At 71.5% G+C, this 25,132-nt stretch carries 37 protein-coding genes; 34 read left to right on the forward strand and 3 right to left on the reverse strand.

Going from position 1 to position 25,132, the window contains the following annotated elements:
* The first annotated feature begins 21 nt into the window (after positions 1 to 21).
* The 28 genes from rplC to ACK8OX_RS10850 all read left to right on the forward strand — a co-directional run bounded on the left by rplC (position 22) and on the right by ACK8OX_RS10850 (position 15,855).
* Positions 22 to 765 (forward strand): 50S ribosomal protein L3, encoded by a 744-nt coding sequence (rplC, locus tag ACK8OX_RS10715; protein WP_430664029.1) that lies wholly within the window; start codon positions 22 to 24, stop codon positions 763 to 765.
* A gap of 6 nt (positions 766 to 771) precedes the next feature.
* Complete coding sequence (gene rplD, locus ACK8OX_RS10720) at positions 772 to 1,419, forward strand: 50S ribosomal protein L4 (RefSeq protein ID WP_430664030.1); 648 nt, start codon at positions 772 to 774, stop codon at positions 1,417 to 1,419.
* 35 nt (positions 1,420 to 1,454) lie between these two features.
* Positions 1,455 to 1,751, forward strand: a complete 297-nt coding sequence (locus tag ACK8OX_RS10725) for a 50S ribosomal protein L23 (RefSeq protein WP_430664074.1) — start codon at positions 1,455 to 1,457, stop codon at positions 1,749 to 1,751.
* Positions 1,752 to 1,755: 4 nt separating this feature from the next.
* Positions 1,756 to 2,592, forward strand: coding sequence for a 50S ribosomal protein L2 (gene rplB, locus ACK8OX_RS10730; RefSeq protein ID WP_430664031.1), 837 nt, complete (start codon positions 1,756 to 1,758; stop codon positions 2,590 to 2,592).
* Positions 2,593 to 2,598: 6 nt separating this feature from the next.
* Complete coding sequence (rpsS, locus tag ACK8OX_RS10735) at positions 2,599 to 2,877, forward strand: 30S ribosomal protein S19 (protein ID WP_430664032.1); 279 nt, start codon at positions 2,599 to 2,601, stop codon at positions 2,875 to 2,877.
* 7 nt (positions 2,878 to 2,884) lie between these two features.
* Complete coding sequence (gene rplV, locus ACK8OX_RS10740; RefSeq protein WP_430664034.1) at positions 2,885 to 3,289, forward strand: 50S ribosomal protein L22; 405 nt, start codon at positions 2,885 to 2,887, stop codon at positions 3,287 to 3,289.
* Between the two features lies 1 nt (position 3,290).
* Positions 3,291 to 3,968: a 30S ribosomal protein S3 gene (gene rpsC, locus ACK8OX_RS10745; protein WP_430664035.1), complete on the forward strand. Its 678-nt coding sequence runs from the start codon at positions 3,291 to 3,293 to the stop codon at positions 3,966 to 3,968.
* Positions 3,969 to 3,980: 12 nt separating this feature from the next.
* Positions 3,981 to 4,409, forward strand: a complete 429-nt coding sequence (gene rplP / locus ACK8OX_RS10750; protein WP_430664036.1) for a 50S ribosomal protein L16 — start codon at positions 3,981 to 3,983, stop codon at positions 4,407 to 4,409.
* Position 4,410: 1 nt separating this feature from the next.
* A complete protein-coding gene (rpmC, locus tag ACK8OX_RS10755) occupies positions 4,411 to 4,626 on the forward strand; it encodes a 50S ribosomal protein L29 (protein WP_430664037.1) in 216 nt (71 codons plus the stop codon).
* A 12-nt stretch (positions 4,627 to 4,638) separates the two neighbouring features.
* A complete protein-coding gene (gene rpsQ, locus ACK8OX_RS10760) occupies positions 4,639 to 4,947 on the forward strand; it encodes a 30S ribosomal protein S17 (RefSeq protein WP_430664038.1) in 309 nt (102 codons plus the stop codon).
* A gap of 3 nt (positions 4,948 to 4,950) precedes the next feature.
* Complete coding sequence (gene rplN, locus ACK8OX_RS10765; RefSeq protein ID WP_430664040.1) at positions 4,951 to 5,319, forward strand: 50S ribosomal protein L14; 369 nt, start codon at positions 4,951 to 4,953, stop codon at positions 5,317 to 5,319.
* A 4-nt stretch (positions 5,320 to 5,323) separates the two neighbouring features.
* Positions 5,324 to 5,644: a 50S ribosomal protein L24 gene (rplX, locus tag ACK8OX_RS10770; protein ID WP_430664041.1), complete on the forward strand. Its 321-nt coding sequence runs from the start codon at positions 5,324 to 5,326 to the stop codon at positions 5,642 to 5,644.
* Between the two features lie 113 nt (positions 5,645 to 5,757).
* Positions 5,758 to 6,339 (forward strand): 50S ribosomal protein L5, encoded by a 582-nt coding sequence (rplE, locus tag ACK8OX_RS10775; RefSeq protein ID WP_430664076.1) that lies wholly within the window; start codon positions 5,758 to 5,760, stop codon positions 6,337 to 6,339.
* A gap of 53 nt (positions 6,340 to 6,392) precedes the next feature.
* Positions 6,393 to 6,698 carry a 30S ribosomal protein S14 gene (gene rpsN, locus ACK8OX_RS10780; protein ID WP_430664042.1) on the forward strand — a complete coding sequence of 102 codons (306 nt, stop codon included), beginning with the start codon at positions 6,393 to 6,395 and terminating at the stop codon, positions 6,696 to 6,698.
* Positions 6,699 to 6,710: 12 nt separating this feature from the next.
* A complete protein-coding gene (rpsH, locus tag ACK8OX_RS10785; protein ID WP_430664043.1) occupies positions 6,711 to 7,109 on the forward strand; it encodes a 30S ribosomal protein S8 in 399 nt (132 codons plus the stop codon).
* A 13-nt stretch (positions 7,110 to 7,122) separates the two neighbouring features.
* A complete protein-coding gene (gene rplF, locus ACK8OX_RS10790; protein WP_430664044.1) occupies positions 7,123 to 7,656 on the forward strand; it encodes a 50S ribosomal protein L6 in 534 nt (177 codons plus the stop codon).
* Positions 7,656 to 8,018, forward strand: coding sequence for a 50S ribosomal protein L18 (rplR, locus tag ACK8OX_RS10795; protein ID WP_430664045.1), 363 nt, complete (start codon positions 7,656 to 7,658; stop codon positions 8,016 to 8,018). Before rplF ends, rplR begins: the two co-directional genes overlap by 1 nt.
* Before the next feature lie 11 nt (positions 8,019 to 8,029).
* A complete protein-coding gene (gene rpsE, locus ACK8OX_RS10800) occupies positions 8,030 to 8,668 on the forward strand; it encodes a 30S ribosomal protein S5 (protein ID WP_430664046.1) in 639 nt (212 codons plus the stop codon).
* Positions 8,661 to 8,849 (forward strand): 50S ribosomal protein L30, encoded by a 189-nt coding sequence (gene rpmD, locus ACK8OX_RS10805; protein ID WP_430664048.1) that lies wholly within the window; start codon positions 8,661 to 8,663, stop codon positions 8,847 to 8,849. Before rpsE ends, rpmD begins: the two co-directional genes overlap by 8 nt.
* A gap of 4 nt (positions 8,850 to 8,853) precedes the next feature.
* Positions 8,854 to 9,345, forward strand: a complete 492-nt coding sequence (rplO, locus tag ACK8OX_RS10810; RefSeq protein WP_430664049.1) for a 50S ribosomal protein L15 — start codon at positions 8,854 to 8,856, stop codon at positions 9,343 to 9,345.
* A gap of 109 nt (positions 9,346 to 9,454) precedes the next feature.
* Positions 9,455 to 10,822, forward strand: a complete 1,368-nt coding sequence (secY, locus tag ACK8OX_RS10815) for a preprotein translocase subunit SecY (RefSeq protein ID WP_430664050.1) — start codon at positions 9,455 to 9,457, stop codon at positions 10,820 to 10,822.
* Positions 10,819 to 11,478, forward strand: coding sequence for an adenylate kinase (locus ACK8OX_RS10820; protein WP_430664051.1), 660 nt, complete (start codon positions 10,819 to 10,821; stop codon positions 11,476 to 11,478). The genes secY and ACK8OX_RS10820 overlap by 4 nt, the downstream gene beginning before the upstream one ends.
* A gap of 151 nt (positions 11,479 to 11,629) precedes the next feature.
* A complete protein-coding gene (rpsM, locus tag ACK8OX_RS10825) occupies positions 11,630 to 12,007 on the forward strand; it encodes a 30S ribosomal protein S13 (protein WP_430664052.1) in 378 nt (125 codons plus the stop codon).
* A gap of 1 nt (position 12,008) precedes the next feature.
* The gene (rpsK, locus tag ACK8OX_RS10830) at positions 12,009 to 12,416 is read left to right on the forward strand and encodes a 30S ribosomal protein S11 (RefSeq protein WP_430664053.1); all 408 of its coding nucleotides are present in this window, start codon (positions 12,009 to 12,011) and stop codon (positions 12,414 to 12,416) included.
* Between the two features lie 65 nt (positions 12,417 to 12,481).
* Positions 12,482 to 13,495, forward strand: a complete 1,014-nt coding sequence (locus ACK8OX_RS10835; RefSeq protein WP_430664054.1) for a DNA-directed RNA polymerase subunit alpha — start codon at positions 12,482 to 12,484, stop codon at positions 13,493 to 13,495.
* Between the two features lie 32 nt (positions 13,496 to 13,527).
* Positions 13,528 to 13,953 (forward strand): 50S ribosomal protein L17, encoded by a 426-nt coding sequence (gene rplQ / locus ACK8OX_RS10840; RefSeq protein WP_430664055.1) that lies wholly within the window; start codon positions 13,528 to 13,530, stop codon positions 13,951 to 13,953.
* Positions 13,954 to 14,070: 117 nt separating this feature from the next.
* Positions 14,071 to 14,397: a hypothetical protein gene (locus ACK8OX_RS10845; protein ID WP_430664056.1), complete on the forward strand. Its 327-nt coding sequence runs from the start codon at positions 14,071 to 14,073 to the stop codon at positions 14,395 to 14,397.
* 180 nt (positions 14,398 to 14,577) lie between these two features.
* Positions 14,578 to 15,855, forward strand: a complete 1,278-nt coding sequence (locus ACK8OX_RS10850; RefSeq protein ID WP_430664057.1) for an alpha/beta hydrolase family protein — start codon at positions 14,578 to 14,580, stop codon at positions 15,853 to 15,855.
* 35 nt (positions 15,856 to 15,890) lie between these two features.
* Here the strand turns inward: ACK8OX_RS10850 and ACK8OX_RS10855 are convergent, their stop codons facing one another.
* Genes ACK8OX_RS10855 through ACK8OX_RS10865 form a run of 3 tightly spaced genes read right to left on the reverse strand, consistent with a single transcriptional unit; the run spans position 15,891 to position 18,760 of the window.
* Complete coding sequence (locus tag ACK8OX_RS10855) at positions 15,891 to 16,760, reverse strand: DMT family transporter (RefSeq protein ID WP_430664058.1); 870 nt, start codon at positions 16,758 to 16,760, stop codon at positions 15,891 to 15,893.
* Between the two features lie 9 nt (positions 16,761 to 16,769).
* The gene (locus ACK8OX_RS10860; RefSeq protein ID WP_430664059.1) at positions 16,770 to 17,732 is read right to left on the reverse strand and encodes a Bug family tripartite tricarboxylate transporter substrate binding protein; all 963 of its coding nucleotides are present in this window, start codon (positions 17,730 to 17,732) and stop codon (positions 16,770 to 16,772) included.
* A gap of 53 nt (positions 17,733 to 17,785) precedes the next feature.
* Positions 17,786 to 18,760, reverse strand: coding sequence for a Bug family tripartite tricarboxylate transporter substrate binding protein (locus ACK8OX_RS10865; protein WP_430664060.1), 975 nt, complete (start codon positions 18,758 to 18,760; stop codon positions 17,786 to 17,788).
* A 130-nt stretch (positions 18,761 to 18,890) separates the two neighbouring features.
* On the opposite strand from ACK8OX_RS10865, the gene ACK8OX_RS10870 reads away from it, so the two are divergent.
* From ACK8OX_RS10870 to ACK8OX_RS10895, 6 genes are all read left to right on the forward strand, one after another.
* Positions 18,891 to 20,225: a replication-associated recombination protein A gene (locus tag ACK8OX_RS10870; protein WP_430664061.1), complete on the forward strand. Its 1,335-nt coding sequence runs from the start codon at positions 18,891 to 18,893 to the stop codon at positions 20,223 to 20,225.
* Positions 20,222 to 20,593, forward strand: a complete 372-nt coding sequence (locus ACK8OX_RS10875) for a fluoride efflux transporter FluC (protein WP_430664062.1) — start codon at positions 20,222 to 20,224, stop codon at positions 20,591 to 20,593. Before ACK8OX_RS10870 ends, ACK8OX_RS10875 begins: the two co-directional genes overlap by 4 nt.
* A gap of 141 nt (positions 20,594 to 20,734) precedes the next feature.
* Positions 20,735 to 21,655, forward strand: a complete 921-nt coding sequence (locus ACK8OX_RS10880; RefSeq protein WP_430664064.1) for a glycoside hydrolase family 16 protein — start codon at positions 20,735 to 20,737, stop codon at positions 21,653 to 21,655.
* On the forward strand, positions 21,643 to 22,110 hold the full coding sequence (locus ACK8OX_RS10885) for a helix-turn-helix domain-containing protein (RefSeq protein ID WP_430664065.1): 468 nt from the start codon (positions 21,643 to 21,645) through the stop codon (positions 22,108 to 22,110). Before ACK8OX_RS10880 ends, ACK8OX_RS10885 begins: the two co-directional genes overlap by 13 nt.
* A gap of 37 nt (positions 22,111 to 22,147) precedes the next feature.
* On the forward strand, positions 22,148 to 23,134 hold the full coding sequence (locus ACK8OX_RS10890; RefSeq protein ID WP_430664067.1) for an RluA family pseudouridine synthase: 987 nt from the start codon (positions 22,148 to 22,150) through the stop codon (positions 23,132 to 23,134).
* Positions 23,135 to 23,256: 122 nt separating this feature from the next.
* On the forward strand, positions 23,257 to 25,132 hold a 1,876-nt coding region (locus tag ACK8OX_RS10895), incomplete at its 3' end, for an AsmA family protein (protein WP_430664068.1).

Consider the following 25,132-nt stretch of genomic DNA (forward strand, 5'->3'; position numbering starts at 1 on the left):
CGGCGCGAAGGGGTTAGGGTCATGGCCACGCAGGGCCGCACAGGGCTGATCGCCCGCAAGCTGGGGATGACCCGGCTGTTCAACGACGACGGCTCCACCGTGCCGGTGACCGTGCTGCACCTCGACGAGGTGCGCGTGGTCGCCAACCGCACGGCGGAGAAGGACGGCTATGTGGCGGTGCAGGTCGGCATCGGCCGCGCCAAGCCGAAGAACGTCACCAAGCCGCAGAAGGGCCACTTCGCCAAGGCCGGCGTCGAGGCGCCGCGCAAGACGGTGGAGTTCCGCGTTCCCGCCGAGGCGCTGGTCGCCCCGGGCGCGAAGCTGTCCGGCGAGCATTTCCTGAAGGGCCAGAAGGTCGACGTCACCGGCGTGACCCAGGGCAAGGGCTTCGCCGGCGCCATGAAGCGCTGGAATTTCGCCGGCCTCGAGGCCTCGCACGGCGTGTCGATCAGCCATCGTTCGCATGGCTCGACCGGCAACCGCCAGGACCCGGGCAAGACCTTCAAGAACAAGAAGATGGCCGGCCATCTCGGCGTCGAGCGCGTGACCACCCAGAACCTGGTGGTGGCGGGCCATGACGCGGAGCGCGGCCTGCTGCTGATCAAGGGCGCCATCCCCGGCCCGAAGGGCGGCTATGTCCTGGTGCGCGACGCTGCGAAGCGCGTGCGCCCGGCGGAGGCCCCGTTCCCCGCCGCGGTCCTTTCTGGCGCATCCGCCGACGCGGTGTCTTCTGGCGCGTCCGCCGACGCGACGGCGCAGGGGTAATCGACGATGCCGAAGGTTCCCGTCATCACGCTCGACAACGCCCAGGCGGGCGAGATCGAGCTGCCGGAGGCGCTGTTCGGCGCCGATCCGCGCGCGGACATCATGGCGCGGGTGGTGCACTGGCAGCTCGCCAAGCGCCGTGCCGGCACCCACAAGGCGAAGGGCATGGGGGAGGTCTCCGGGACCACCAAGAAGCCCTACCGCCAGAAGGGCACCGGCAATGCGCGTCAGGGCTCGCTGCGCGCGCCGCAGTACCGCAAGGGTGGCGTCGTGCACGGACCGGTCGTGCGCAGCCACGAATACAGCCTGAACAAGAAGGTCCGTCGCCTCGGCCTGATCAGCGCGCTGTCCGCCAAGGCGGCCGCCGGCAAGCTGGTGGTGCTCGATGGGGTGAGCGTGGGCGAGGGTGCGAAGACCTCCGTCCTCGCGAAGCAGCTCCAGGCACTCGGCTGGGGCAGCGCACTGGTGGTGGATGCTCAGGTTGACGAGGGCTTCGCCCGCGTCGCGCGCAACCTGCCGAAGGTGCATGTGCTGCCGACCATCGGCGCCAATGTCTACGACATCCTGAACCACGACGTGCTCGCGGTCACCCGCGCGGGTGTCGAGGCTCTGACGGCGCGCCTCGGCGGCGAGCAGAAGGAGAACGCGGCATGAGCGAGACCGCGGAGACGGCGCCGCGCGGCGCCAGGCTGTCGGCCGAGCGGCTCTACCAGGTGATCCTCGCCCCGGTGGTGACGGAGAAGGCGACGCGGCTGAACGAGTTCAGCCAGGTCACCTTCCGCGTCACCCTCGACGCGACGAAGCCGGAGATCCGGGCCGCCGTGGAGAAGCTCTTCGGCGTGAAGGTCGAGGCCGTGAACACGGTGGTGATGAAGGGCAAGACCAAGCGGTTCCGCGGGCGCGAAGGCCAGCGGTCCGACTGGAAGAAGGCGATCGTCAGGCTGCAGGCCGGCCAGACCATCGACCTCACGACGGGGCTCGCGTGACGCCATGGCGCTGAAGAATTACAACCCGGTCACGCCTTCGCTGCGCGGCACGGTCCTGGTGGACCGGTCCGAGCTGTGGAAGGGCAAGCCCGTGAAGGGGCTGACGGAGGGCAAGAGCCACTCCGGCGGCCGCAACAACCATGGCCGCACCACCGTGCGGTTCCGGGGCGGCGGACACAAGCAGTCCTACCGCGTGGTCGACTTCAAGCGCCGCAAGTTCGACGTCCCCGCGACGGTCGAGCGGCTTGAGTACGACCCGAACCGCACGGCCTGGATCGCGCTGCTGAAGTACCAGGACGGCGAACTCGCCTACATCATCGCGCCGCAGCGCCTGAAGGCGGGCGACACGGTCGTCAGCGCCTCCAAGGGCGCCGACATCAAGCCGGGCAACGCGATGCCGCTGGCCAACATCCCGGTCGGCACCATCGTCCACTGCGTGGAGATGAAGCCGGGCGCCGGCGCCAAGGTCGCGCGGTCGGCGGGCACCTACTGCCAGCTGGTCGGCAAGGATGTCGGCTACGCGCAGGTGAAGCTGATGTCCGGCGAGCTCCGCCTGGTGCGCGCCGAATGCATGGCGACCATCGGTGCGGTGTCGAACCCCGACAACAGCAACCAGCAGATCGGCAAGGCCGGCCGCATGCGGTGGATGGGCTTCCGCCCGCACAACCGCGGCGTGACGATGAACCCGATCGACCACCCGCATGGTGGTGGTGAGGGCCGCACCTCGGGCGGCCGCCACCCGGTGACCCCGTGGGGCAAGCCCACCAAGGGCGCCAAGACCCGCAACAACAAGCGGACCGACCGGCTCATCGTCCGGCGCCGCAACGCGACGAAGGGCTGATCGGCGATGTCGCGCAGCGTCTGGAAGGGGCCGTTCGTGGACGGCTACCTGCTCAACAAGGCGGATAACTCCCGCGCTTCGGGCCGCAACGAGATCATCAAGATCTGGTCGCGCCGCAGCACGATCCTGCCCAATTTCGTCGGCCTGACCTTCGGCGTCTACAACGGGAAGAAGTTCATTCCGGTGCAGGTGACGGAGAACATGGTCGGCCACAAGTTCGGCGAGTTCTCGCCGACGCGCACCTTCACCGGCCACTCGGCCGACAAGAAGGCAAAGCGGGGCTGATCGGATCATGAGCAAGCCGAAGCACGAACGTGGTCTCGCGGAGACCGAGGCGCAGGCGATCGCGCGGAACATCCGCGTTTCGCCGCGCAAGCTGAACCTGGTGGCGGGCCTGATCCGCGGCCGCTCCGCGCAGGATGCGGTGGCGACGCTGACCTTCTCGAAGCGCCGCATCGCGCAGACCGTGAAGAAGACGCTGGAGAGCGCCATTGCCAACGCCGAGAACAACCACCAGCTCGACGTCGACCGCCTGGTCGTCTCCCGGGCCGAGGTCGGCCGCGCGGTGGTGATGAAGCGTTTCCACGCCCGTGGCCGCGGCCGCTCCTCGAAGGTCGAGAAGTGGTTCAGCCATCTGAAGATCGTGGTGGCGGAGCAGACCGTGTCGGCGCCTGCCGCCGAGCAGGAGGCCGCGTAGCATGGGCCAGAAAGTCAATCCGATCGGGCTTCGGCTCGGCATCAACCGCACCTGGGACAGCCGCTGGTTCGCGGCCGACGGCTACGCGAAGATGCTGCACGAGGACCTGAAGCTGCGGCGCACGCTGCGTGAGCGGCTGAAGGGCGCGGGCGTGTCCCGCGTGGTGATCGAGCGTCCGGCGAAGAAGCCGCGCGTGACGATCCACGCGGCCCGTCCGGGCGTGGTGATCGGCAAGAAGGGCGCCGACATCGAGGTGCTGCGCAAGGACCTGGCCCGCATGGCCGGGGCCGAGGTCTCGCTGAACATCGTCGAGATCCGCAAGCCCGAGATCGACGCGACCCTGGTCGCCGAGAGCATCGCGCAGCAGCTGGAGCGCCGCGTGGCCTTCCGGCGCGCGATGAAGCGCGCCGTGCAGTCCGCGATGCGCCTCGGCGCGGGCGGCATCCGCATCAACTGCTCCGGCCGGCTCGGCGGGGCGGAGATCGCGCGGATGGAGTGGTACCGTGAAGGCCGCGTGCCGCTGCACACGCTGCGCGCGGACATCGATTTCGGCACCGCGACCGCGAAGACCACCTATGGCACCTGCGGGGTCAAGGTCTGGATCTTCAAGGGCGAGGTGATGGCCCATGATCCGATGGCGCAGGACAAGCGCGCCGCGGAACAGGCTCCGCAGCGCTAAGGACGACGTATCATGCTGCAGCCGAAGCGCACGACTTTTCGCAAGGCCCACAAGGGCCGCATCAAGGGCGTCGCCCGGGGTGGGTTCACGCTGACCTTCGGCGGTTTCGGCCTGAAGGCGCTCGAGCCCGAGCGGGTGACGGCGCGCCAGATCGAGGCCGCCCGTCGCGCGATCACCCGCGCGATGAAGCGCCAGGGTCGCGTCTGGATCCGGATCTTCCCGGATGTGCCGGTCTCGACCAAGCCGGCCGAGGTCCGCATGGGCTCGGGCAAGGGCGCGCCGGAATACTGGGTGGCGCGCGTCAAGCCGGGCCGCATCATGTTCGAGCTCGACGGCGTCTCCCCCGAAACGGCGCGCGAGGCGCTGGTGCTCGGCGCGGCGAAGCTGCCCATCAAGACCAAGATCGTGACGCGTCTCGGCGCGGCGCCGGCGGAGGCCTGAGATGGCTCAGACGAAGATCTCGGACGTCCGCACCAAGAGTGCGGACGAGCTGCAGGAGATGCTGGTCGGCCTGCGGAAGGAGCAGTTCAACCTGCGCTTCCAGCGTGCCACCGGCCAGCTCGAGGCGACGGGCCGCATCAAGGAGGTGCGGCGCGACATCGCGCGGGTGAAGACGATCATGGGCGAGCGCAGCCGCGCTCCGGCCAAGCAAGCTTAAGGGGTTCGGGCGATGCCGAGGCGCGTCCTCACGGGCCGGGTGGTCAGCGACAAGACCGACAAGACGGTGACCGTCCTTGTCGAGCGTCGCGTGATGCATCCGCTCTACAAGAAGTTCATCCGGCGCTCCAAGCGCTACGCGGCGCATGACGAGGCGAACCTGTGCAAGCAGGGCGACCTGGTCGGCATCGAGGAGTGCCGCCCGATCAGCAAGACCAAGAGCTGGCTGGTCGTGTCGCGCAACGGCGAGGCGGTCGACCGCCCCGTCGGCTTCGACGCGCCCGCGGCCAATGAGGCTGCCGCTCCGGCGGCGGGTGGCTGAGCCATGATCCAGGTCGAATCCAATCTCGACGTCGCGGACAATTCCGGTGCGCGCCGCGTCCAGTGCATCAAGGTGCTGGGCGGGTCCAAGCGGAAGACCGCGTCGGTCGGCGATGTCATCGTCGTCTCCGTGAAGGAGGCGATCCCCCGCGCCAAGGTGAAGAAGGGCGAGGTGCATCGCGCCGTGATCGTCCGCACGGCCTATCCCGTGCGGCGCATCGACGGCACCGCGATCCGCTTCGACGGCAACGCCGCGGTGCTGATCAACAAGCAGGGCGAGCCGATCGGCACCCGCATCTTCGGGCCGGTGGTCCGCGAGCTGCGCGGGAAGAAGTTCATGAAGATCATCTCGCTGGCGCCGGAGGTCCTGTAAGGCCATGGCCGCGAAGATCAGGAAGGGCGACCGGGTCCAGGTTCTGGCCGGTCGCGACAAGGGCAAGCGCGGCGAGGTCATCCGCGTCGTGCCCGACGAGAACCGCGCCTTCGTGCAGGGCGTGAACATGGTCAAGCGGCACGAGAAGCCGCAGGGCCTCAACCGCCCGGGCGGCATCGTGGAGAAGGAGGGTCCGATCGACCTCTCCAACCTGGCGCTGCTCGACCCGAAGTCCGACAAGCCGACGCGGGTCGGCTTCAAGACGCTTGAGGATGGCAAGAAGGTCCGCGTGGCCAAGGCCTCGGGCGAGGTGATCGACCGATGAGCGATTCGAAGAAGGGCGGCGCGAAGGCGCCGGCCGCGAAGAAGGGTGCGGCGCCCGCCAAGGGCGGCGCGGCGGAGAACCGCGGCGGCGGCAGCCAGTCGACGCCGGCGGCGGTGGCGAAGGCCGGCCCGGCCGCGGCTTCGCCGGCCGAGCAGCCGCGGCTCCGCAAGCTGTATGAGGAGGTGGTGCGCAAGCGCCTCTCCGAGGAGTTCGGCTATTCGAACCCCATGCAGGTGCCGAAGCTCGAGAAGATCGTCATCAACATGGGCGTGGGCGAGGCTGCGGGCGACCAGAAGAAGCTCGACAGCGCCGTGGCGGACCTGATGGCGATCACCGGGCAGAAGCCGGTGAAGACCAAGGCGCGCAAGGCCATCGCGGGGTTCAAGATCCGCGAGGGCCAGGCGATCGGCTGCAAGGTCACGCTGCGCAAGGCGCGGATGTACGAATTCCTCGACCGCCTGGTGACGATCGCGCTGCCGCGCGTCCGCGACTTCCGGGGCATCCCCGGCAATCGCGGCTTCGACGGCCGCGGGAACTACGCCATGGGGCTGAAGGAGCAGATCGTGTTCCCCGAGATCAACTACGACAAGGTGGACACGATTCGCGGGATGGACATCCAGTTCGTCACCACGGCGAAGACCGACGGCGAGGCGAAGGCCCTGCTGAAGGCGTTCGACCTGCCTTTCGCGAATTGAGTTTGGAAAACCGCCAGGCACGCCTGGATAGGTTCCGGAGGATTTAGGACGGCATGGCCAAGACCTCGTCTGTCGAGAAGAACAAGCGGCGCGAGCAGCTCTCCAAGCTGCATGCGGCGAAGCGTGGGCTGCTGAAGTCGATCGTGATGGACCGTTCGCGGCCCGTCGAGGATCGCTTCGAGGCGACGCTGCGCCTTGCGCAGCTCCCGCGGAACGGCGCGCAGAACCGCGTGCGCCTGCGCTGCGAGCTCACCGGCCGCCCCCGCGGCAACTACCGTAAGTTCAAGCTGAGCCGGAACCAGCTCCGCGAACTGGCCAACACCGGCCAGATCCCGGGTCTCGTCAAGGCGAGCTGGTAAGGAGGGCCGCGAATGTCGCTGTCCGATCCGCTGGGTGACATGCTCACCCGCATCCGCAACGCCCAGCGCGCACGGCAGAGCCGTTGCGTCGCGCCCGCGTCGAGGCTCCGCGAGAACGTCCTCGAGGTGCTGAAGCGCGAGGGCTACATCCGGGCCTTCGCGACCGAGCAGCTTCGCCCGGGCGTCAGGGTCATCAGCATCGAGCTGAAGTATTCGGAAGGCGAGCCCGCCATCAAGGAGATCACCCGCGTCTCTAAGCCCGGCCGGCGTGTCTATTCGAAGATCGCGGAGCTGCCGAAGTTCTACTCCGGCCTCGGCATCTCGATCCTGTCCACGCCGAAGGGCGTGATGAGCGACAACGAGGCTCGCACCGCCAATGTCGGCGGCGAAGTCCTCTGCCGCGTGTTCTGACGGGAGGGGAACGATGTCTCGCGTCGGAAAGTATCCGGTCACGGTGCCCGCGGGGGTGCAGGTCGCACTCCAGGGCCGCACCGTGGTCGCCAAGGGGAAGAACGGCGAGCTCACGCTCGACCTCACGGACCATGTCGACGTGACGGTCGAGGGTTCGTCGGTCGCGGTGGCGCCGCGCGGCGAGGATCGTCGCGCGCGCACCATGTGGGGCACCACCCGCAGCCTGATCCAGAGCATGGTGACGGGCGTCTCGACCGGCTTCGTGAAGTCGATGGAGATCACCGGCACCGGCTACCGCGCCGCGGTGCAGGGCAGCGACCTCGTGCTGAACCTCGGCTACAGCCACGAGATCCGCTATCCCGTGCCGAAGGGCATCAAGATCACCTGCGAGCGGCCGACGGCCATCCGGGTCGAGGGCGCCGACAAGCGCCAGGTCGGCCAGGTGGCAGCCGAGATCCGCGGCTATCGCGGCCCCGAGCCCTACAAGGGCAAGGGCATCCGCTACGACAACGAGGTGATCCTCCGGAAGGAGGGTAAGAAGAAGTAATGGCCGACAAGCTCGCATTGACGGAGCGGCGCCGCGCGCGGCTTCGCTACCAGCTGAAGCTGAAGTCGGGTGGCCGTCCGCGGCTGTCCGTGTTCCGCTCGGGCAGGCACATCTACGCCCAGGTGATCGACGACAAGGCCGGCCGCACCGTGGCCGCCGCCTCCTCGCTGGAGAAGCCGATGCGCGAAGGTCTGAAGACCGGTGCGGATCGCGACGCGGCGACGGCGGTGGGCAAGCTGGTGGCCGAGCGTGCGCTCGCCGCCGGCGTGACCGCGGTGGTGTTCGATCGCGGGCCGTACATCTACCACGGCCGCATCAAGGCGCTGGCGGAGGCTGCCCGCGAGGGCGGTCTCTCCTTCTGAGGAGTTCGGGTATGGCCAGGGAACCCAGGGGCGGCGGCGAAGGCGGCGAGGGTGGCGATCGTCGCCGCGGCCGCGGCCGGGATCGCGATCGGGACCAGCGGCAGGAGCGGCAGGACGGCGACGAGCTGAAGGACAAGCTCGTCACGATCAACCGCGTGGCCAAGGTGGTGAAGGGCGGCCGTCGCTTCAGCTTCGCGGCGCTCGTGGTCGTCGGCGACCAGAAGGGTCGCGTCGGCTGGGGCGCGGGCAAGGCGCGCGAGGTGCCGGAGGCGATCCGCAAGGCGACGGAGCGTGCCAAGCGCGGCATGATCCGCGTGCCGATGAAGGAAGGCCGCACCCTGCACCACGACCAGATCGGCGAGTTCGGCGCCGGCCGGGTCATCCTGCGCGCGGCGCCGGCGGGCACCGGGATCATCGCCGGCGGCCCGATGCGCGCGGTGTTCGAGACGCTGGGCATGGGCGACGTCGTCGCGAAGTGCACCGGCACCACGAACCCGCACAACATGGTCAAGGCGACCTTCGCGGCGCTGTCGCGCTGCACCAGCCCGCGCGCCGTTGCGGCGCGTCGCGGCAAGAAGGTCTCCGACCTGCTGGGCCCGCGCAAGGACGCGGTGGCCGACGGCACGGCGGTGGAGCAGCCGAATGTCTGAGAGCAAGAAGACCGTGAAGGTGACCCAGACCGGGTCGCCGATCGGCCGCAAGCCCGGCCAGCGCGAGACGCTGATCGGGCTCGGCCTGAACAAGATGCACCGGTCGCGCGAGCTGGAGGACACTCCGGCGGTGCGGGGCATGATCCGCAAGGTCGCCCACCTGGTGAAGGTGGAGGGCTGAGTCGATGAAGCTCAACGAGATCAAGGACAATGACGGCGCCCGCCCGAAGTTCAAGCGCATCGGGCGCGGCATCGGGTCCGGCAAGGGCAAGACCGGCGGCCGCGGCGTCAAGGGCCAGAAGGCGCGCACCGGCGTGCGGCTGAACGGGTTCGAGGGCGGTCAGCTCCCGATCTACCGGCGCCTGCCGAAGCGTGGCTTCGTGAACCCGTTCCGCAAGGAATACGCGCCGCTGAACCTCGGCACGCTCGACCGGGCGATCGAGGAGGGCAAGCTGCCCGCCGGCCAGCCGATCGACGAGGCGGCGCTGAAGGCGGCCGGCGTCGTGCGCGGTTCGTCGAAGTATGCCGGCGTGCGCCTGCTCGCCCATGGCGAGATCAAGCGCGCGGTCACCATCACGGTCTCCGGCGCCTCGGCGGCGGCGGTCGCGGCGGTGCAGGCGGCGGGCGGCACGGTCACCACGACCGTCGCGCCGGCCGAGGCCGCGGCGGAAGGCTGAGCGCATGGGCTGCCCTTGCACCGGCCTGGTGCGGGCAGCAGGTTAGCGTTGCTGCGAGGCGGCGTCCCGGGCACCCCCGGGGCGCCGTTGTCGCGAGGAGGGTCATCACATGGCATCCGCCGCCGAACAGCTCGCGGCCAACCTGAATCTCGGCGTGCTGTCGAAGGCCACCGAGCTGAAGAAGCGCATCTGGTTCACGCTGGGTGCCCTGATCGTCTACCGCATCGGGTCCTACGTTCCGGTGCCGGGCGTCGACGCCGCGGTGATGGGCGAGATCCTGGCCCAGATGGGCGGCGGCATCCTCGGCATGTTCGACATGTTCACGGGCGGCGCGCTCGGGCGCATGACCGTCTTCGCGCTGAACATCATGCCCTACATCTCGGCCTCCATCATCGTGCAGCTGATGACGACGGCGATCCCCTCCTGGGAGGCGCTGAAGAAGGAAGGCGAGACGGGGCGGAAGAAGCTGAACCAGTACACCCGCTACCTGACGCTGTTCATCGCCATCTTCCAGGCCTACGGCATCGCGATCGGGCTCGAGTCGCTGCGCGGCAGCTTCGGGCCGGCCGTGCATGACGCCGGCTGGTTCTTCCGCATCTCCTGCGTGATCACGCTGGTCGGCGGCACGATGTTCCTGATGTGGCTTGGCGAGCAGATCACCGCGCGCGGCGTCGGCAACGGCATCAGCCTGATCATCTTCGCGGGCATCGTGGCCAATCTGCCCCATGCGCTGGCGAGCACGCTGGAGCTTGGGCGCACCGGCGCGCTCTCGACCTTCTTCATCATCTTCTTCCTGCTCGCCGCTCTCGGCATCATCGCCGCCGTGGTCTTCGTGGAGCGCGCGCAGCGCCGCATCCCGGTGCAGTATCCGAAGCGCCAGGTCGGAAACCGGATGTTCGGGGGCGAGAACACGCACTTGCCGCTGAAGCTGAACACCGCGGGCGTCATGCCGCCGATCTTCGCCTCCTCCCTGCTGCTGCTGCCGGCGACCTTCGCCGCCTTCCAGACGGACCGGACGGAGCCGTCGATCCTCGGCGACGTGGCGAACCTGCTGGCGCATGGGCAGCCGCTCTACATGGCGCTCTACCTCGCGGGGATCGTGTTCTTCGCCTTCTTCTACACGGCCGTGGTCTTCAACCCGCAGGAGACCGCCGACAATCTGCGGAAATACGGCGGCTTCGTGCCGGGCATCCGCCCCGGGGCGCCGACGGCCGAGTATTTCGACCGCGTGCTGACGCGCCTCACCGCACTCGGCGCGGTCTACCTGTCGGTCATCTGCCTCGTGCCGGAACTGCTGATCTCGAACTACGGCGTGCCCTTCTATTTCGGCGGCACCTCGCTGCTGATCATCGTGTCCGTCACGATGGACACGGTGGCGCAGGTGCAGTCCCATCTCTTCGCGCATCAGTACGAAGGCCTGATCAAGAAGGCGCGGCTTGGCGGCCGCGGGACGCAGCCGGGGGGGCGTGGACGATGAGGCTGATACTGCTCGGGCCGCCCGGGGCGGGGAAGGGCACCCAGGCCAAGCGGCTCGAGGAGCGGTTCGGCATCGCCCAGATCTCGACCGGGGACATGCTGCGGGCCGAGGTGAAGTCGGGCTCGGAGATCGGGCTGCAGGCCAAGGCCATCATGGAGCGCGGCGAACTCGTCTCGGACGGCATCATCACCGCGATGCTGGCCAGGCGCGTGCAGCAGCCGGACTGCACCCGCGGCTTCATCCTCGACGGCTTCCCCCGCACGGTGCCGCAGGCCGAGGCGCTGGACACCATGCTGCGCGAGCAGGCGATGGACCTCGACCACGTCATCGAACTGGCCGTGGACGACGCGGCGCTGGTCGAGCGGATCGCGGGCCGTTTCACCTGCGCCCGCTGTGGCGAAGGCTACCATGACCGCTTCAAGCCGACCGCGAAGGCGGGCACCTGCGACGCCTGTGGCAGCACGGATTTCGTCCGGCGGGCCGACGACAAGGCGGAGACGGTGGCGGCCCGGCTCGATGCCTACCACCGGCAGACGGCGCCGCTGCTGCCCTTCTACCGGGCGCAGGGCAAGCTGAAGCAGGTGGACGGGATGGCGGAGATGAACGAGGTGACGCGCCAGATCGGCGACATCCTCGGGAGTGGCGGGACGGCTTGACTCGACCGGCTGCGCCGGTGTAACCCCGCGCCCTCGCGGCTCGGGGGATGCCCCGCGGCCGCCCACGCCGTTTGACGTATTGAACATAGCATAATGCCGGCCCTGCCGGCATCGAGTGGGTCGGTCACCGGCCCGTGAGGAGAGAGGCACCGTGGCGCGCATCGCCGGCGTGAACATCCCAACCAACAAGCGGGTGCTCATCTCGCTCCGCTACATCTATGGCATCGGCCCGCAGAACGCGAAGGTCATCTGCGAGCAGCTCGGCATCCCCGAGGAGCGTCGTGTGAACCAGCTGACGGATGAGGAAGTGCTCCGCATCCGCGAGCTGATCGACCGCGAGTACCGGGTCGAGGGCGACCTGCGCCGCGAAGAGGCGATGAACAAGAAGCGGCTGATGGACATGGCCTGCTACCGCGGCCTGCGCCACCGCCGCGGCCTGCCTGTCCGCGGCCAGCGGACCCACACGAACGCCCGCACGCGCAAGGGCAAGGCGGTCGCGATCGCCGGCAAGAAGAAGGTGACGAAGTAAGATGGCCCGCGAACCCCGCGCCGGCGGTGCCGGCCAGCGCCCGCGCAAGAAGGAACGGAAGAACATCTCTTCCGGCGTCGCGCATGTGCTCGCCAGCTTCAACAACACGGTGGTGACGATCACCGACGCCCAGGGCAACGCCATCGCCTGGTCGTCGGCCGGCAGCCAGGGCTTCAAGGGCAGCCGGAAGTCCACCCCCTACGCTGCGCAGGTCGCCGCCGAGGATGCCGGCCGCAAGGCGCGCGAGCACGGGATGGAGACGCTGGAGATCCAGGTCTCCGGTCCCGGCTCGGGCCGCGAATCGGCGCTGCGCGCGTTGCAGGCCGTGGGCTTCTACGTCACCGCCATCCGCGACGTGACGCCCATTCCGCACAATGGCTGCCGCCCCCGGAAGCGCCGCCGCGTCTGACGACGCGATGACGCGGGCGGCCCCGGGCCGCCCGTGGTGCTGATGGCCGGGCAAGGGACAAGACCGTGATCGAGAAGAACTGGCGTTCGCTGATCGAGACGAAGAAGGACATCGAGCTCGGGGCCGACCCGATGCGCGTCGCCACCGTCGTGGCGGAGCCGCTGGAGCGCGGCTTCGGCATGACGCTCGGCAACGCGCTGCGCCGCATCCTCCTCTCGTCCCTGCAGGGCGCTGCCGTCACCGCGATCCGCATCGACACCGTGCTGCACGAATTCAGCAGCATCGCGGGCGTGCGCGAGGACGTCACGGACATCGTCCTGAACGTGAAGCAGCTCGCCGTCCGCTACCAGGGCGATGGCCCGAAGCGCCTGCAGCTGACCGCGACGGGCCCGGGCGAGGTGACGGCCGGCCAGATCCAGACGACCGGCGACATCGAGATCTCGAACCCCGACCTGGTCATCTGCACGCTCGACGACGGCGCGCGCCTGTCGATGGAGCTGACGGTCGACACCGGCAAGGGCTATGTCCCGGCGAGCGAGAACCGCCCCGAGGACGCGCCGATCGGCCTGATTCCGGTGGACGCCATCTACTCCCCGGTCCGCCGCGTCGCCTACCAGGTGCAGCCGACCCGCGTGGGCCAGAAGACGGACTACGACAAGCTCGTCCTCACGGTCGAGACGGACGGCACGGTCAGCCCCGAGGATGCGGTCGGCATCGCGGCCCGCATCCTGCAGGAGCAGCTGCAGCTCTTCGTCAACTTCGAGGAGCCGCGCGCGCGCGTCGTCGAGGAGATCCGCGACGACCTGCCCTTCAACCGCAACCTGCTCCGCAAGGTCGACGAGCTGGAGCTGTCCGTCCGCTCGGCCAACTGCCTGAAGAACGACAACATCGTCTATATCGGCGACCTCGTTCAGAAGACCGAGCAGGAGATGCTGCGCACGCCGAACTTCGGCCGCAAGTCGCTGAACGAGATCAAGGAGGTCCTCGCCTCCATGGGCCTCGGCCTCGGGCTCACCGTGCCCGGCTGGCCGCCGGAGAACATCGAGGAACTCGCGAAGAAGCTGGAGGAGCCCTTCTGAGGGCGCCCCGTAGGACTTAAGGAAGCAGGACCATGCGTCACGGGGTTTCGGGCCGCAAGCTCGGCGTCACCTCCTCCCACCGGCTCGCCATGCTGCGCAGCATGGCGACCAGCCTGATCAAGCACGAGCAGATCACCACCACGCTGCCGAAGGCAAAGGAGCTGCGCCCGTATGTCGAGCGCATCATCACGCTCGGCAAGCGCGGCGACCTGCATGCGCGCCGCCAGGCCTACGCCCAGATCCGCGACGAGCGGGTGGTGGACAAGCTCTTCACCACCATCGCGGAGCGCTACAAGACCCGCAATGGCGGCTACACCCGCGTGCTCAAGGCCGGCATCCGCTACGGCGATGCCGCGACCATGGGCGTGATCGAGCTGGTGGAGCGCGACGTCGCGGCCAAGGGCCTCGACAGCGGCCCCCGGCCCGAGGTGGTCGAGAGCGAGGCGGATGCGGCCTGAGCCGTCAGGCAACAGGACCGTGTCGAGGGGAAGGGCGCCGCAGGGCGCCCTTCGTCGTTTCCGGGCCGGGCGCCGCGGCCCGGCCGGCGTCTGTCCCTTCGTCCCGTCTCCCGCCTCATGAGGGGTCGGAACGCTGCGGCGGCCTGCCTCGTCGCGTTTCTCCTGGTCCCCTTCGCCGCGGCGGCGCAGGCGCCCGGACGGCAGCAGCAGAAATGCGCGGCCTATGCCGCGATGTGGGACGAGGCGCTGGCGCGCTTTGGCCGGCAGGGGCTGGGGCCATCCTTCGTCGATGGCCACGCTGCCTTCCTCGCCGCGGGATGCCAGGGGCGGCGGGATGTGTGCCCGCGCAGCGCGGCGGAACTGGAACTGGCGAATGCCATGACGATTGCCGCGATGAATGCGCGCATGGCGAGCAGCTTCGTGCCCTTCATCTGCCGGGACTGACCGCCGCCCGAGGAGCCGGGTGGTTTCTCCCACCAGGAAAGGCAAGCCGCGGCGACGCGCGGCTGCCATGCCGGCTGAACTCGCGATTTCGTGATGGGTGCGGTTGCCGGCGCGCCGGGTCTGTGGCGCCTTGCGCGCGCGATGCGGCATGGCGCCGCGTGCCGAATGCAGGTGGTGCCCATGACTGAGAGCGACAACGGGGCCGGCTGCCGGCCCGCGACCGGCCGGCGTTCCCTTCTCGGCGCCGCGGCCCTGATGGCGGCGGGCGCGGGTTCCCCCCGGGCGCAGCAGCCGGCAGCCACGCCATTCGCGACGGGAGCGGGGTTCCGCCACATCGGCACCTACGACCTCGACCGGCTGGCGCGCATCACGGGGCCGGAACTCACGGCCTTCATGGCATCCTCCACCATGCCAGCGGCCTTCGCCGGGCGCTTCGCGCCGCCGCGCCATCCGGTGTCGCTCTACCAGGTGGCCTATCGCTCGTCGGTTCCGGAATTCGGCAACCGGCCCACCCTCGCCTCCGGGCTCGTCGCGGTGCCGGAGACGGACGGGCGCAGCCTGCCGGTGCTGTCCTACCAGCACGGCACGGTCTTCGACCGCAGCTTCGTCCCCTCGAACCCCGAGGCGTCGATGGAGACGCGCCTGATGCTCGCCGCCTTCGCGGCGCAGGGCTATGTCGTCATCGGCGCCGACTATTTCGGGCGCGGCCTGTCGGACCTGCCGGACAGCTACCTTGTCCGGCGGAGCACGCAGCAGGCCAATCTCGACATGCTGCTCGCCGCGCGGGACTTCCTGTCCTCCCGCGGGATCGAGGCGACGCGCCTCTTCCTCAGCGGCTGGTCGCAGGGTGGATGGGTGACGATGCAGCATCTCCGCCAGTTGGAGGCGGCAGGCCTCGGCCCGCGCGCCGCGGCCGTGGCGAGTGCGCCCGTGGACATCTACCTCACGATGAACCGCTGGATGAGCAACCCGCAGCCGGTCGATGCCGTCTACCTTCCCGGCGTCGTCGCGATCCAGCTGCTGGCCCAGGCCAGCTACCACCGCCAGGACGGGCTGGCCGAGGCCGCCATCCGGCCGGACTTCGTCGCGCATGCCCGCGCCCTGCACGAAGGCCGGATGGACTGGGAGACCTTCTTCCGCCGCACGACGCCGAAGCTGGCCGACTTCATCCGCCCGGACTTCGCCGCCAGCGGCTTCCCCGGCGACGCGCCCTACTGGCAGATCCTGCGGGAAGCGGAGGCCTATCACTGGCGCTCCTCCACGCCGCTGCGCGTCTATGTCGGCGGCCGGGACGAGGTGACGCCTCTGGCCATCGGCCACCTGCCCGAGGCCACGCAGCGCCTCCTTGGCGGCGCGCCCGTGCAGACGATCGATGCCGGGGCCGAAGCCGACCACCGCGCGGTGTTCGTCCATGGGGTGCTGGACCAGAAGCCCTGGTTCGACGCGATGCTCGGCTGAGCGGAGGCGGCGTGCATCCCCGGGCGGCCGGCGTGCTATCGCCGCGCCGCCCGCATCTCCTGCCGCGTCAGCCACAGCCCCGCGCCGACGATGACGGCGACGCCCGCCAGCATCAGCGCGTCCGGCACCTCGTCGAAGAAGATCCAGCCGAACAGGATGCCCCACAGGATCATCGCATACTGCCACGGCACCACCACCGGCGCCGGGGCGAGGGCGAGGGACCGCGTGACGGCCAGATGCGCCGCCACCCCGACCACGCCAAGCGCCATCAGCAGCGCCACGTCCGGAAGCGGCACCGGCACCCAGGCGAAGGGGGCCATCACCAGGCCGAAGACCAGCGCGCCCACCATCTGGTACAGCGCCAGCACCGGCGCCGAGGTGCCGCGCAGCGCGCGGGTCGTCACCAGATAGCCGCTGTAGAGCAGCACCCCCCCGATCGCGACCGTCGTCGGCAGCCACCCGGCATCGAGATTGGCGCCGAGCGCCAGCAGCACGCCCGCGAAGCCCAGCACCACCGCCACGAAACGCCCGCGGTCCAGCCTTTCGTGCAGCAGCAGGGCGGACAGCACCGCCACGAAGATCGGCGTCGCCATCCAGAAGGCCATCGTGTCCGCCAGCGGCATCATCGACACGGCCCAGTAGAAGGCCGCCACCTCCAGCGTGCCGCAGCAGACCCGCAGCAGCTGCAGCCGCGGCCGCTTCGGCCGCAGCAGGTGTTCGGCCGCCTCCCGCCGGACCATTGGCGCCAGCACGAGCAGCGCCGCGACGGACCGCAGCACCAGCACCTGCGCCACCGAATAGGTGGCCACCAGCCACTTCCCCAGCACGTCGTTCAGCGAAAAGCCGAGCACCGCCGCCGACATCAGCAGGATGCCCGCCAGGTGCCGCTGCGGCGGTTCCGTCACGCCGCCGGCTCACTCGGCACGGATGTTCGCCTCCCGCACCAGCACCGCCATCTGCTCCCGCCCCTCGCGCACGAAGCGGGCGAACTCCTCCGGCCGGCTTGCCACGGGCACGCAGCCGATCTGCACCAGGCGCTGGCGCAGCGCGGGCTGGGCGATGGCATCCGCCAGCGCGTCGTACAGCGCGGCCACCGTGGCGGGCGGCGCGCCGGCCGGGGCGAACAGCCCCGCCCATTCGTTGGACTCGAAGCCGGCATGGCCGCTTTCGGCGATGGTCGGGATGTCGGGGCGGCTTTCCACCCGCGTCGCGGTCGCGACGCCGAGGAAGCGCGCCCGCCCCGCATCCACCACCGGCCCGGCCGAGACCAGCGTGGTGAAGACCGCGTCGATCGCGCCGCTCGCCAGGTCCTGCGCTGCGGCGGCGCCGCCGCGATAGGGAACGTGCACCACCTCGATCCCCGCCGTGCGGGAGAAGGCGACGAGGCCGAGATGCCCCGCCGTCGCGTTGCCCTGCGTGCCTACCGTCAGCACCCCCGGCCGCGCCTTCGCCGCCGCCACGAATTCGGCAAGCGTCCGCGCCGGGAAGTCGTTCTTCACCGCGATGGCGGAGGGGAAGGTCACCACCAGCGAGACGGGTGTGAAGGCCGTCGCGTAGTCGAAGGGCAGGCCGCGCAGCAGCGACGGATTCACGATGTGCGAGGACGCGTCCCACAGCAGCGTGTGCCCGTCCGTCGCGCGCGCGACCTCGAGCCCGCCGAGGCTGCCGGACGCGCCGGTGCGGTTCTCCACCACGAAGCCCTGGCCGAGCTTCTCGCCCATGCGCGGCGTCAGCACCCGCGCCGCGCTGTCGGCCGCGCCGCCGGCCGCGAAGGGCACGACGAGGCGGATGGAACGGCTCGGCCAGGCGGCCTGCGCACGGGCGGCGAAGGGCAGGGTGGCGAAGGCCAGCGCAAGGCTGGCGCGGCGGGTCGGCATGGCGTGGCGTCCTCGTCTCGTTGCGGCGCAGATCGGGCAGGGTGGCGCGGCGGTCAACCCACCTCGATGCGGGCGTCGCGCACCACCCGCGCCATCAGCTCCCTCTGCTCCGCCAGGTAGCGCGCGAATTCGGCCGGCGCGGTGCCGACCGGGATGGCGCCGAGCGCATCCAGGCGCTGGCGCACCGTCGCATCGGCCAGCGCATGGACCGCCGCGGCGTGCACGCGTTCCGTCACCGGCGCCGGCAGGCCGGCCGGGGCGTAGAGCCCGTTCCACTCGTTCAGCTCATAGCCCTCGAAGCCCTGCTCGGCCACTGTCGGCACCTCCGGCATGGAGGCGATGCGCGTCGCGGTGGTGACCGCCAGCGCCCGCAGCCGCCCCTCCCGCGCGAGCTGCAGCGAGGACGAGACTGTGCCGAAGACGAAGGCGATCGCGCCGCCCAGCACGTCCTGCAGGGCCGGCGTGCCGCCGCGATAGGGAACGTGCTGGATGTCGAGCCCGGCGCGCTGCACCAGCAGCGCCGCCGCCAGGTGCGCCGCCGTCGCATTGCCCGACGACCCGTAGGAAAGCTGCCCCGGCCGCGCCTTCGCCCAGGCCACGAATTCCGGCAGCGTGCGCGCCGGCAGGTTCGGGTTCACCACCAGCAGCTGCGGCACCACCACCACCTGGCTGATCGGCGTGAAGGCGGTGGCGTAGTCGAAGGGCAGGCCGCGCAGCAGCGCGGGGTTCACGGTGTGCGCCATCGCGTCGATCATCAGCGTGTGGCCGTCCGGCGCGCTCCGCGCCAGTTCCGCCGCGCCGATCGACCCGCCCGCGCCGGCCCGGTTCTCCACCACGAAACCCTGGCCGAGGAAGGACCCCATGGGCCCGGCGAGCAGGCGGGAGGTGGTGTCCACCCCGCCACCCGGTGGATAGGGCGCGATCAGGCGGATGGGCCGCGACGGGGCCCATTGCGCGGCCGCGCCCCGCGCCAGCGCCGGCACGGCCAGCAGGCCGGCGGCGAAGGCACGGCGGGTGATGCGGGTCATGTCGGCGTCTCCCCCTTGCTTGCCGCATGTCTAGCCTGTCCCGCCGCGCCGGCGGAACCCGGGCGCCCGCGGCGCCGTGCAACGCGCCCCGCTTCCCCCGCCCCGGCGGCGGGGCCAGACTGCGCGCCCCATGGCCCGCCCCCCTGACCTGTTCGGCGAACCCGACCCCGAGCCGCGGCAGCCCCCCGCCGGCCCGCGCCCGCTGGCCGACCGGCTGCGCCCGCGCCTGCTGACCGAGGTGGTGGGACAGGACCACCTGCTCGGCCCCGGCGGCGCGCTCAGCGGCATGCTGGCGCGCGGCAGCCTGGCCAGCCTGGTCCTCTGGGGGCCGCCGGGCGTCGGCAAGACGACCATCGCGCGGCTGCTGGCGGAGGCGGCGGGGCTTTCCTTCGTCGCGCTCTCGGCGGTGTTCTCCGGCGTCGCCGACCTCAAGCGCGCCTTCGACGAAGCGCGGCTGCGGCGCCGCGGCGGCCGCGGCACGCTGCTGTTCGTGGACGAGATCCACCGCTTCAACCGCGCCCAGCAGGACGGCTTCCTGCCGGTGGTGGAGGACGGCACCGTCACCCTGGTGGGCGCGACGACGGAAAACCCGTCCTTCGCACTGGTGGGCGCGCTGCTGTCGCGCTGCCAGGTGCTGGTGCTGAAGCGGCTCGACGATCCCGCGCTCGACCTGCTGCTGGCCCGCGCCGAGGCGGAGGAGGCGCGCCCGCTGCCGCTGACGGCCGAAGCCCGCGCCAGCCTGCGCGCCATGGCCGATGGCGACGGGCGCTACCTGCTGAACATGGTGGAACAGCTGCTGGCGCTGCCGCCGGGCGGCGACCCGCTGGACCCCGCGGCGCTCGCCGCGCTGCTGGCGAAGCGCGCCGCGCTCTACGACAAGGACCGGGAGGAGCACTACAACCTCATCTCCGCGCTCCACAAATCCATGCGCGGCAGCGACCCGGACGCCGCGCTCTACTGGTTCGCCCGCATGCTCGGCGGCGGCGAGGATCCGCGCTACATCGCCCGCCGCCTGCTGCGCTTCGCGAGCGAGGATGTCGGCATGGCCGACCCGCGCGCCCTTCAGATCGCGCTGGCGGGGTGGGAGGCGTATGAGCGCCTGGGCTCGCCGGAAGGCGACCTCGCGCTCGCGCAGGTGGTGGTCCACCTCGCCACCGCGCCGAAGTCGAACGCGCTCTACGCCGCCTTCGGCGAGGCGCGGCGCGCCGCGAAGGAGACCGGCAGCCTGATGCCGCCCGCCCACATCCTGAACGCGCCGACGAAGCTGATGCAGGACCTCGGCTACGGCGCCGGCTACGCCTACGACCATGACGAGGAGGAGGGGTTCAGCGGCGCCGACTACTGGCCGGACGGCATGGGCCGGCACCAGTTCTACCGCCCGACCGACCGCGGCGCGGAAGCGGCGGTGGCGGAGCGGATGCGCCACTGGGCGGCGCTGCGGCAGCGCAAGGCGCGCGGGCGGTGAGCGGCCCGCTCTCCCCGCTGTCCTTCCTGTTCGTCGCGCTCGGCGGCGCGGCGGGGTCGGCGCTGCGGCACCTCGTCTCCACCCTTGCCGCCGCGCAGTTCGGCACCGGCTTTCCCTGGGGCACGCTGGCCGTCAACGTCGCGGGCAGCGCGCTGATCGGCGTCGCCGGCGGCCTCGGCCTGGGGGGAGAGGCGCGGCTGCTGCTGGTCACCGGCTTCCTCGGCGGCTTCACCACCTTCTCGGCCTTCAGCCTTGAAACCGGGGCGCTGTTCGAACGCGCCCCGGCGCTGGCGCTGCTGTACGTGGCGGCGTCCGTCGCGCTCGGGCTCGCGGCCTTCGCCGCCTGCTACGGACTGCTGCGGCGCTGAACTTTCAATCACAAGGCGATATCGACGCCCCGTCTCTTTGAACCGCCGGCGCTGCGGTTGGCGGGTGGACCCGAAACCCGTGCGTCCCGTAGAACGACCACGGCCTCCGGAGGTCCCGACCACATTCAAGGGACCTGGCACATGTCAGACTTCACCACCGTCTTCCAGGATGATTTCAGCGGCTCGCGGCTCGATACCGGCATCTGGCGATCGCAGTATTCGGGCCAGTACGGCAACGGCATGTTCCGCTGGGATCCCGGCCAGATCGAGATCGGCGGCGGCGTCCTGACCATCGCGACCGAACGCGCCGGCGGCTCCTGGGTGAGCGGCGGGCTGTCCACCATTCCCGAAGGCCAGACCTATGGCCGCTACGAGTTCCGCGCCCGGATCGAGGAAGGGCAGGGCACGGCCGGCGTCATCCTGCTGTGGCCCAGCGACGGCCAGTGGACGGACGAGGTGGACATCATCGAGACCCACGACCCGGACCGCGACAGCTTCGCCTTCGTCAACCATGGCAGCCCCTGGACCACGGAATACGTCCGCACGGACGTGGATGAGTGGCACACCTATGCGCTGGACTGGACCCCGGGCAACCTGACCCTCTACGTCGACGGGCGAGAGGTCGCCTCCATCGACCGCGACGTGCCGAGCCAGGACATGGCCTTCGGCATCCAGGGCCATGTCCTCGGCGACGACGAGAGCTGGTACGGCGGCGGCCCCGACGGCTCCACCCCCGACCGCGTCGAGATCGAGGTGGACTGGGTCCGCGTCTCCGCCTGGACGCCCGGCGAAGGCCGCGACGAGCAGGAGCCGGAGGCCGACGCCGCCGAGGCGGGGCGCTGGATCGCCGCCGAGGCGGACGAGGAAGCCGGGGAGTGGGACGCCGCCGGATGGTCCGGCGAGGCGGAATGGAATGCCGGGGAGACGGACACGGCCGCGGATGACGCGGAGGAGGACGAGGACCCCCTGGCCGCCTTCACCACGGATGGCGAGGTGGACTGGGAAGCGGTGGCGGCGCAGGTTCGCGCGAATTTCGAAGAAACCGGACAGTGGTTCATCTGAGGCCCACCAGCTTCGCCTCGGCGGCCGACCAGCATGTCGGCCGCCGCATCCGCGAAAGGCGGCTGCAACGTGGCCTCTCCCTCGCGGAGGTCGCGCAGGGGATCGGCGTGTCGACGCAGCAGGCGCGCAAATACGAGGCCGGGCGCAATGGCGTCCCCGCCGGGCGCCTCGTCGCGCTCGGCGACCTGCTCGGCGTAACGCCGTGCTGGTTCTTCGACGGGATGGAAGCCGGGTTCTACCGTCCCCTGCTGCCCACCCGGCCGCGCATGCTGCTCGACCTTGTGCGGACGGGGGAGGCGCTGCCCGAACCCGGGCTCGCCGCGCTCTGCGCCGCGGCACGGGCGCTGGCGCCTGATCCGCGGAGGCGGAATCGCCGGAGCGGTGAATCAGCCGCCCAGACAGGGGCTGCGGCGCGATCCATGGAGGTGGATCGCGCCGTGGCGTCGGACGCCTGATGCGCGGTCCGTGCGGGGCTGTGCTACACCCCGCCGCATGACCGCCGTGCAACTCCGAAAGGTGGCCGCGGACGAGGGCGAGACGCGCCTCGACCGCTGGCTCAAGCGCCATGTCCCCGCCCTGACCCAGGGTGCGCTGCAGAAGATGCTGCGCACCGGGCAGATCCGGGTGGACGGCAAGCGCGCCGATGCGAACACCCGCCTGCTGCCGGGGCAGGAGGTGCGGATCCCGCCCGTCACCCCGAACCCCGCCGCCGCCCTGCCGCGCGCCCCGAAGCCGGTGGACGCGAAGGAGGCGGAGGCCCTGGCCCGCCGCGTGGTCCACAAGGACCCGCAGGTGCTGGTGCTGGACAAGCCGCAGGGCCTGCCGGTGCAGGGCGGGCCCGGCATCGCGCGGCACCTCGACGGCATGCTCGACGCCCTGCAGTTCGAGGCGGAGGAACGCCCGCGCCTGGTCCACCGGCTGGACAAGGACACCTCCGGCGTCCTGGTGCTGGCGCGCACGGCCGCGGCGGCCGCGAAGCTCGCTGCCGCCTTCCGCGGCCGCGACGTGGAGAAGACCTACTGGGCCGTGGTGGTGGGGGAGCCCACGCCGCCGGCCGGGCGCATCGACCTCCCCCTCGTGCGGCAGGGCGGCCCGCGCGGCGAACGCACCGCGGCGGCCGAGCCCGGCGACCGGGAGGCGGCGAAGGCCATCACCGATTTCCGCACCCTCGATGCCGTCCGCCGCCGCGCCGCCTGGCTGGAGTTGAAGCCGCTGACCGGCCGCACCCACCAGCTGCGCGTCCACTGCGCCGAGGCGCTGGGCTGCCCGATCCTGGGCGACGGCAAGTATGGCGGCCAGGCGGCGCACCTGCCGGACCTGCCCGGCCTGCTGCACCTGCATGCCCGCGCGCTGCGCTTCCCCCACCCGGCCGGCGGCTGGCTGGAGGTGGCGGCGCCGCTGCCGCCCCACATGAAGGAAAGCTTCGGCTATCTCGGCTTCGAATCGCAGCGCACGCCGAAGCCGAAAAGGGTGACGTGAACCGGGCCGGGCAGGGGCGTTGATGACCTGCCCCCGCACCCCTGCCTCTCCCGCCAAGCGGGGGCGGGCCGGGGAAGGGGCGCATCGCCCGCCCGCCGCCGGACAGCCGTGAAGGACCCTCGATGACCCGCCCCCGCCGCTGGCCCTGGTTCCTCCTCACGGCCGTCATCGCCATCCCCGCCGTCGCGCTCGCCGCCATCTGGGCCTTCCTGGATGCCGAACGCCTGCGCCCGCGCATCGTCGCGGCGGTGGAGGAGGCAACCGGCCGGCGCTTCACCATCGGCTCGCTCCGCCTCGCGCTCTCCCTCTCGCCGACGGTGGAGCTGCGCGACGTCGCCCTGGCCAATGCGCCGGGCGGCAGCCGCCCGCAGATGCTGACCGCGGGGCGCGTCGAGATGCAGGCGCGGCTGCTGCCGCTGCTCTCCGGGCGCATCGAGATCGCCCGGATCGAGCTGGACGCGCCGGACCTCCTGCTGGAGACGGATGCCGGGGGTCGCGGCAACTGGCAGTTCGAGCCCGCCGCGGCGGACCCGCCCGCGGCGGCGGCGCCCGCCGCGCCCCCGGCCGCCGAGGCCCCGCGCCAGCCCCGCGCGCTCGGCATCGACCGCCTGCGGGTCGAAGGCGGCCGCCTGACCTGGCGCGACGGCCGGACCGGCGTGGCGCAGGTGGTGGAGGTTCCCGCCCTCGATGCGTCCGCGCCGCTGGCGGGGCCGACGGCGCTGCGCGGCCAGGCGGTGCTGCGGGGCCAGACCCTCGCCCTGGATGCCACCGCGGGCGCGATCGCGGCCTTCGGCGGTGCCGAACCATGGCCCTTCGGCGCCACGCTCGCCGCCGCCGGGGCCGAGGCGCGGGTGGAGGGCACGCTGGCCGCCGGCCGCGCCTGGGCCGTGCAGGCCAGCGCCCGCGCCGCCGACCTCACGCGCCTCGCACCCCTGCTGCCCGAGATCCCGCTGCCGCCGCTGCGCGAGGTCACCGCCGCCGCCCATGCCAGCGGCACCGGGGCGGAGATCGCGGCAGCGCGCGACATCGCGCTGCGGGCGGGCGCGAGCGACCTGTCGGTGCTGCGCCCCGGCCTGGCGCTGGCGCGGTTCGAAGCGACCGCCGCCAGCCTCGACGCGCCGCTCTCGCTCGCCGGGGAGGCGACGCTCGGCGGCGCCGCGCTGCGCCTTTCGGGCAGCCTCGGCACGCCGGCCATCCTGCTCGGCCGGCAGGCGGCGCCGCTGCCGGTGGAGCTGCGGCTGGAGACGGCCGGCGCCCATGCCACGCTGCGCGGCGCCATCGCGGAGCCGCGCGCCCTGGCCGGCGTCGACCTCGCCCTCGCGGCGGAGGTCGCCGACCTCGTGGCGCTCTCGCCCCTCGCCGGGGCGCCGCTGCCCGCCATCCGCGACCTGCGCGCGACGGCGAGGCTGGCCGAGCGCACGGCGCGGTTCGAAGGCGGCGCGCATCTGCGCGGCATCGCCGTGACGTCGAGCGTCGGCGACCTCGGCGGCGAGCTGACGCTGGTGGTGGGGGAACGGCCGGGGCTGGCGGGGCGCCTCGCCTCCCGCCGGATCGACCTCGACGCGATCCTGGCCGCCATGCCGGCGCGCCCGGCGCCGCAGCCGGGCGCGCCCACCGCCGCCCCGCGCGAGCCTTCGGCGCGCGTCATCCCCGACGCGCCGCTGCCGCTCGGCGCGCTGCGCACGGTGGATGCCGACCTCGGCCTGGCGGTGGAGGAGGTGGCGCTGCGCGGCGCCGCCTGGCGGCAGGTGGCGGCGCATGTCTTCATCGAGGCGGGCCGCGCCCGGCTCGCCCCCCTCACCGCCGCGACGCCGGCCGGCCCGGTCGCGCTGGAGGTCGAGGCCGATGCGCGGCAGGACCCGGGCGCGCTGCGCCTGGTGGCGCGGGCGCCGGGGCTCGACCTCGCGGCGCTGCAGGCGGGGGGGGGGCGGGCGCCCCCCCCCCCCCCCCGCGCCGCCCCGGCCGCGCCCGCCCCCCCCCCCCCCGCCCCCCCCCCCC

The organism is Falsiroseomonas sp. CW058 (assembly GCF_050563535.1).
Taxonomy (GTDB): domain Bacteria; phylum Pseudomonadota; class Alphaproteobacteria; order Acetobacterales; family Acetobacteraceae; genus Falsiroseomonas.

Coding starts and splice junctions, on each gene's coding strand:
- rplC (WP_430664029.1), top strand. CDS start 22: ATGGCCACGCAGGGCCGCACAGGGCTGATCGCCCGCAAGCTGGGGATG.
- rplD (WP_430664030.1), top strand. CDS start 772: ATGCCGAAGGTTCCCGTCATCACGCTCGACAACGCCCAGGCGGGCGAG.
- rplB (WP_430664031.1), top strand. CDS start 1,756: ATGGCGCTGAAGAATTACAACCCGGTCACGCCTTCGCTGCGCGGCACG.
- rpsS (WP_430664032.1), top strand. CDS start 2,599: ATGTCGCGCAGCGTCTGGAAGGGGCCGTTCGTGGACGGCTACCTGCTC.
- rplV (WP_430664034.1), top strand. CDS start 2,885: ATGAGCAAGCCGAAGCACGAACGTGGTCTCGCGGAGACCGAGGCGCAG.
- rpsC (WP_430664035.1), top strand. CDS start 3,291: ATGGGCCAGAAAGTCAATCCGATCGGGCTTCGGCTCGGCATCAACCGC.
- rplP (WP_430664036.1), top strand. CDS start 3,981: ATGCTGCAGCCGAAGCGCACGACTTTTCGCAAGGCCCACAAGGGCCGC.
- rpmC (WP_430664037.1), top strand. CDS start 4,411: ATGGCTCAGACGAAGATCTCGGACGTCCGCACCAAGAGTGCGGACGAG.
- rpsQ (WP_430664038.1), top strand. CDS start 4,639: ATGCCGAGGCGCGTCCTCACGGGCCGGGTGGTCAGCGACAAGACCGAC.
- rplN (WP_430664040.1), top strand. CDS start 4,951: ATGATCCAGGTCGAATCCAATCTCGACGTCGCGGACAATTCCGGTGCG.
- rplX (WP_430664041.1), top strand. CDS start 5,324: ATGGCCGCGAAGATCAGGAAGGGCGACCGGGTCCAGGTTCTGGCCGGT.
- rpsN (WP_430664042.1), top strand. CDS start 6,393: ATGGCCAAGACCTCGTCTGTCGAGAAGAACAAGCGGCGCGAGCAGCTC.
- rpsH (WP_430664043.1), top strand. CDS start 6,711: ATGTCGCTGTCCGATCCGCTGGGTGACATGCTCACCCGCATCCGCAAC.
- rplF (WP_430664044.1), top strand. CDS start 7,123: ATGTCTCGCGTCGGAAAGTATCCGGTCACGGTGCCCGCGGGGGTGCAG.
- rplR (WP_430664045.1), top strand. CDS start 7,656: ATGGCCGACAAGCTCGCATTGACGGAGCGGCGCCGCGCGCGGCTTCGC.
- rpsE (WP_430664046.1), top strand. CDS start 8,030: ATGGCCAGGGAACCCAGGGGCGGCGGCGAAGGCGGCGAGGGTGGCGAT.
- rpmD (WP_430664048.1), top strand. CDS start 8,661: ATGTCTGAGAGCAAGAAGACCGTGAAGGTGACCCAGACCGGGTCGCCG.
- rplO (WP_430664049.1), top strand. CDS start 8,854: ATGAAGCTCAACGAGATCAAGGACAATGACGGCGCCCGCCCGAAGTTC.
- secY (WP_430664050.1), top strand. CDS start 9,455: ATGGCATCCGCCGCCGAACAGCTCGCGGCCAACCTGAATCTCGGCGTG.
- ACK8OX_RS10820 (WP_430664051.1), top strand. CDS start 10,819: ATGAGGCTGATACTGCTCGGGCCGCCCGGGGCGGGGAAGGGCACCCAG.
- rpsK (WP_430664053.1), top strand. CDS start 12,009: ATGGCCCGCGAACCCCGCGCCGGCGGTGCCGGCCAGCGCCCGCGCAAG.
- rplQ (WP_430664055.1), top strand. CDS start 13,528: ATGCGTCACGGGGTTTCGGGCCGCAAGCTCGGCGTCACCTCCTCCCAC.
- ACK8OX_RS10845 (WP_430664056.1), top strand. CDS start 14,071: ATGAGGGGTCGGAACGCTGCGGCGGCCTGCCTCGTCGCGTTTCTCCTG.
- ACK8OX_RS10850 (WP_430664057.1), top strand. CDS start 14,578: ATGACTGAGAGCGACAACGGGGCCGGCTGCCGGCCCGCGACCGGCCGG.
- ACK8OX_RS10860 (WP_430664059.1), bottom strand. CDS start 17,732: ATGCCGACCCGCCGCGCCAGCCTTGCGCTGGCCTTCGCCACCCTGCCC.
- ACK8OX_RS10865 (WP_430664060.1), bottom strand. CDS start 18,760: ATGACCCGCATCACCCGCCGTGCCTTCGCCGCCGGCCTGCTGGCCGTG.
- ACK8OX_RS10870 (WP_430664061.1), top strand. CDS start 18,891: ATGGCCCGCCCCCCTGACCTGTTCGGCGAACCCGACCCCGAGCCGCGG.
- ACK8OX_RS10880 (WP_430664064.1), top strand. CDS start 20,735: ATGTCAGACTTCACCACCGTCTTCCAGGATGATTTCAGCGGCTCGCGG.
- ACK8OX_RS10890 (WP_430664067.1), top strand. CDS start 22,148: ATGACCGCCGTGCAACTCCGAAAGGTGGCCGCGGACGAGGGCGAGACG.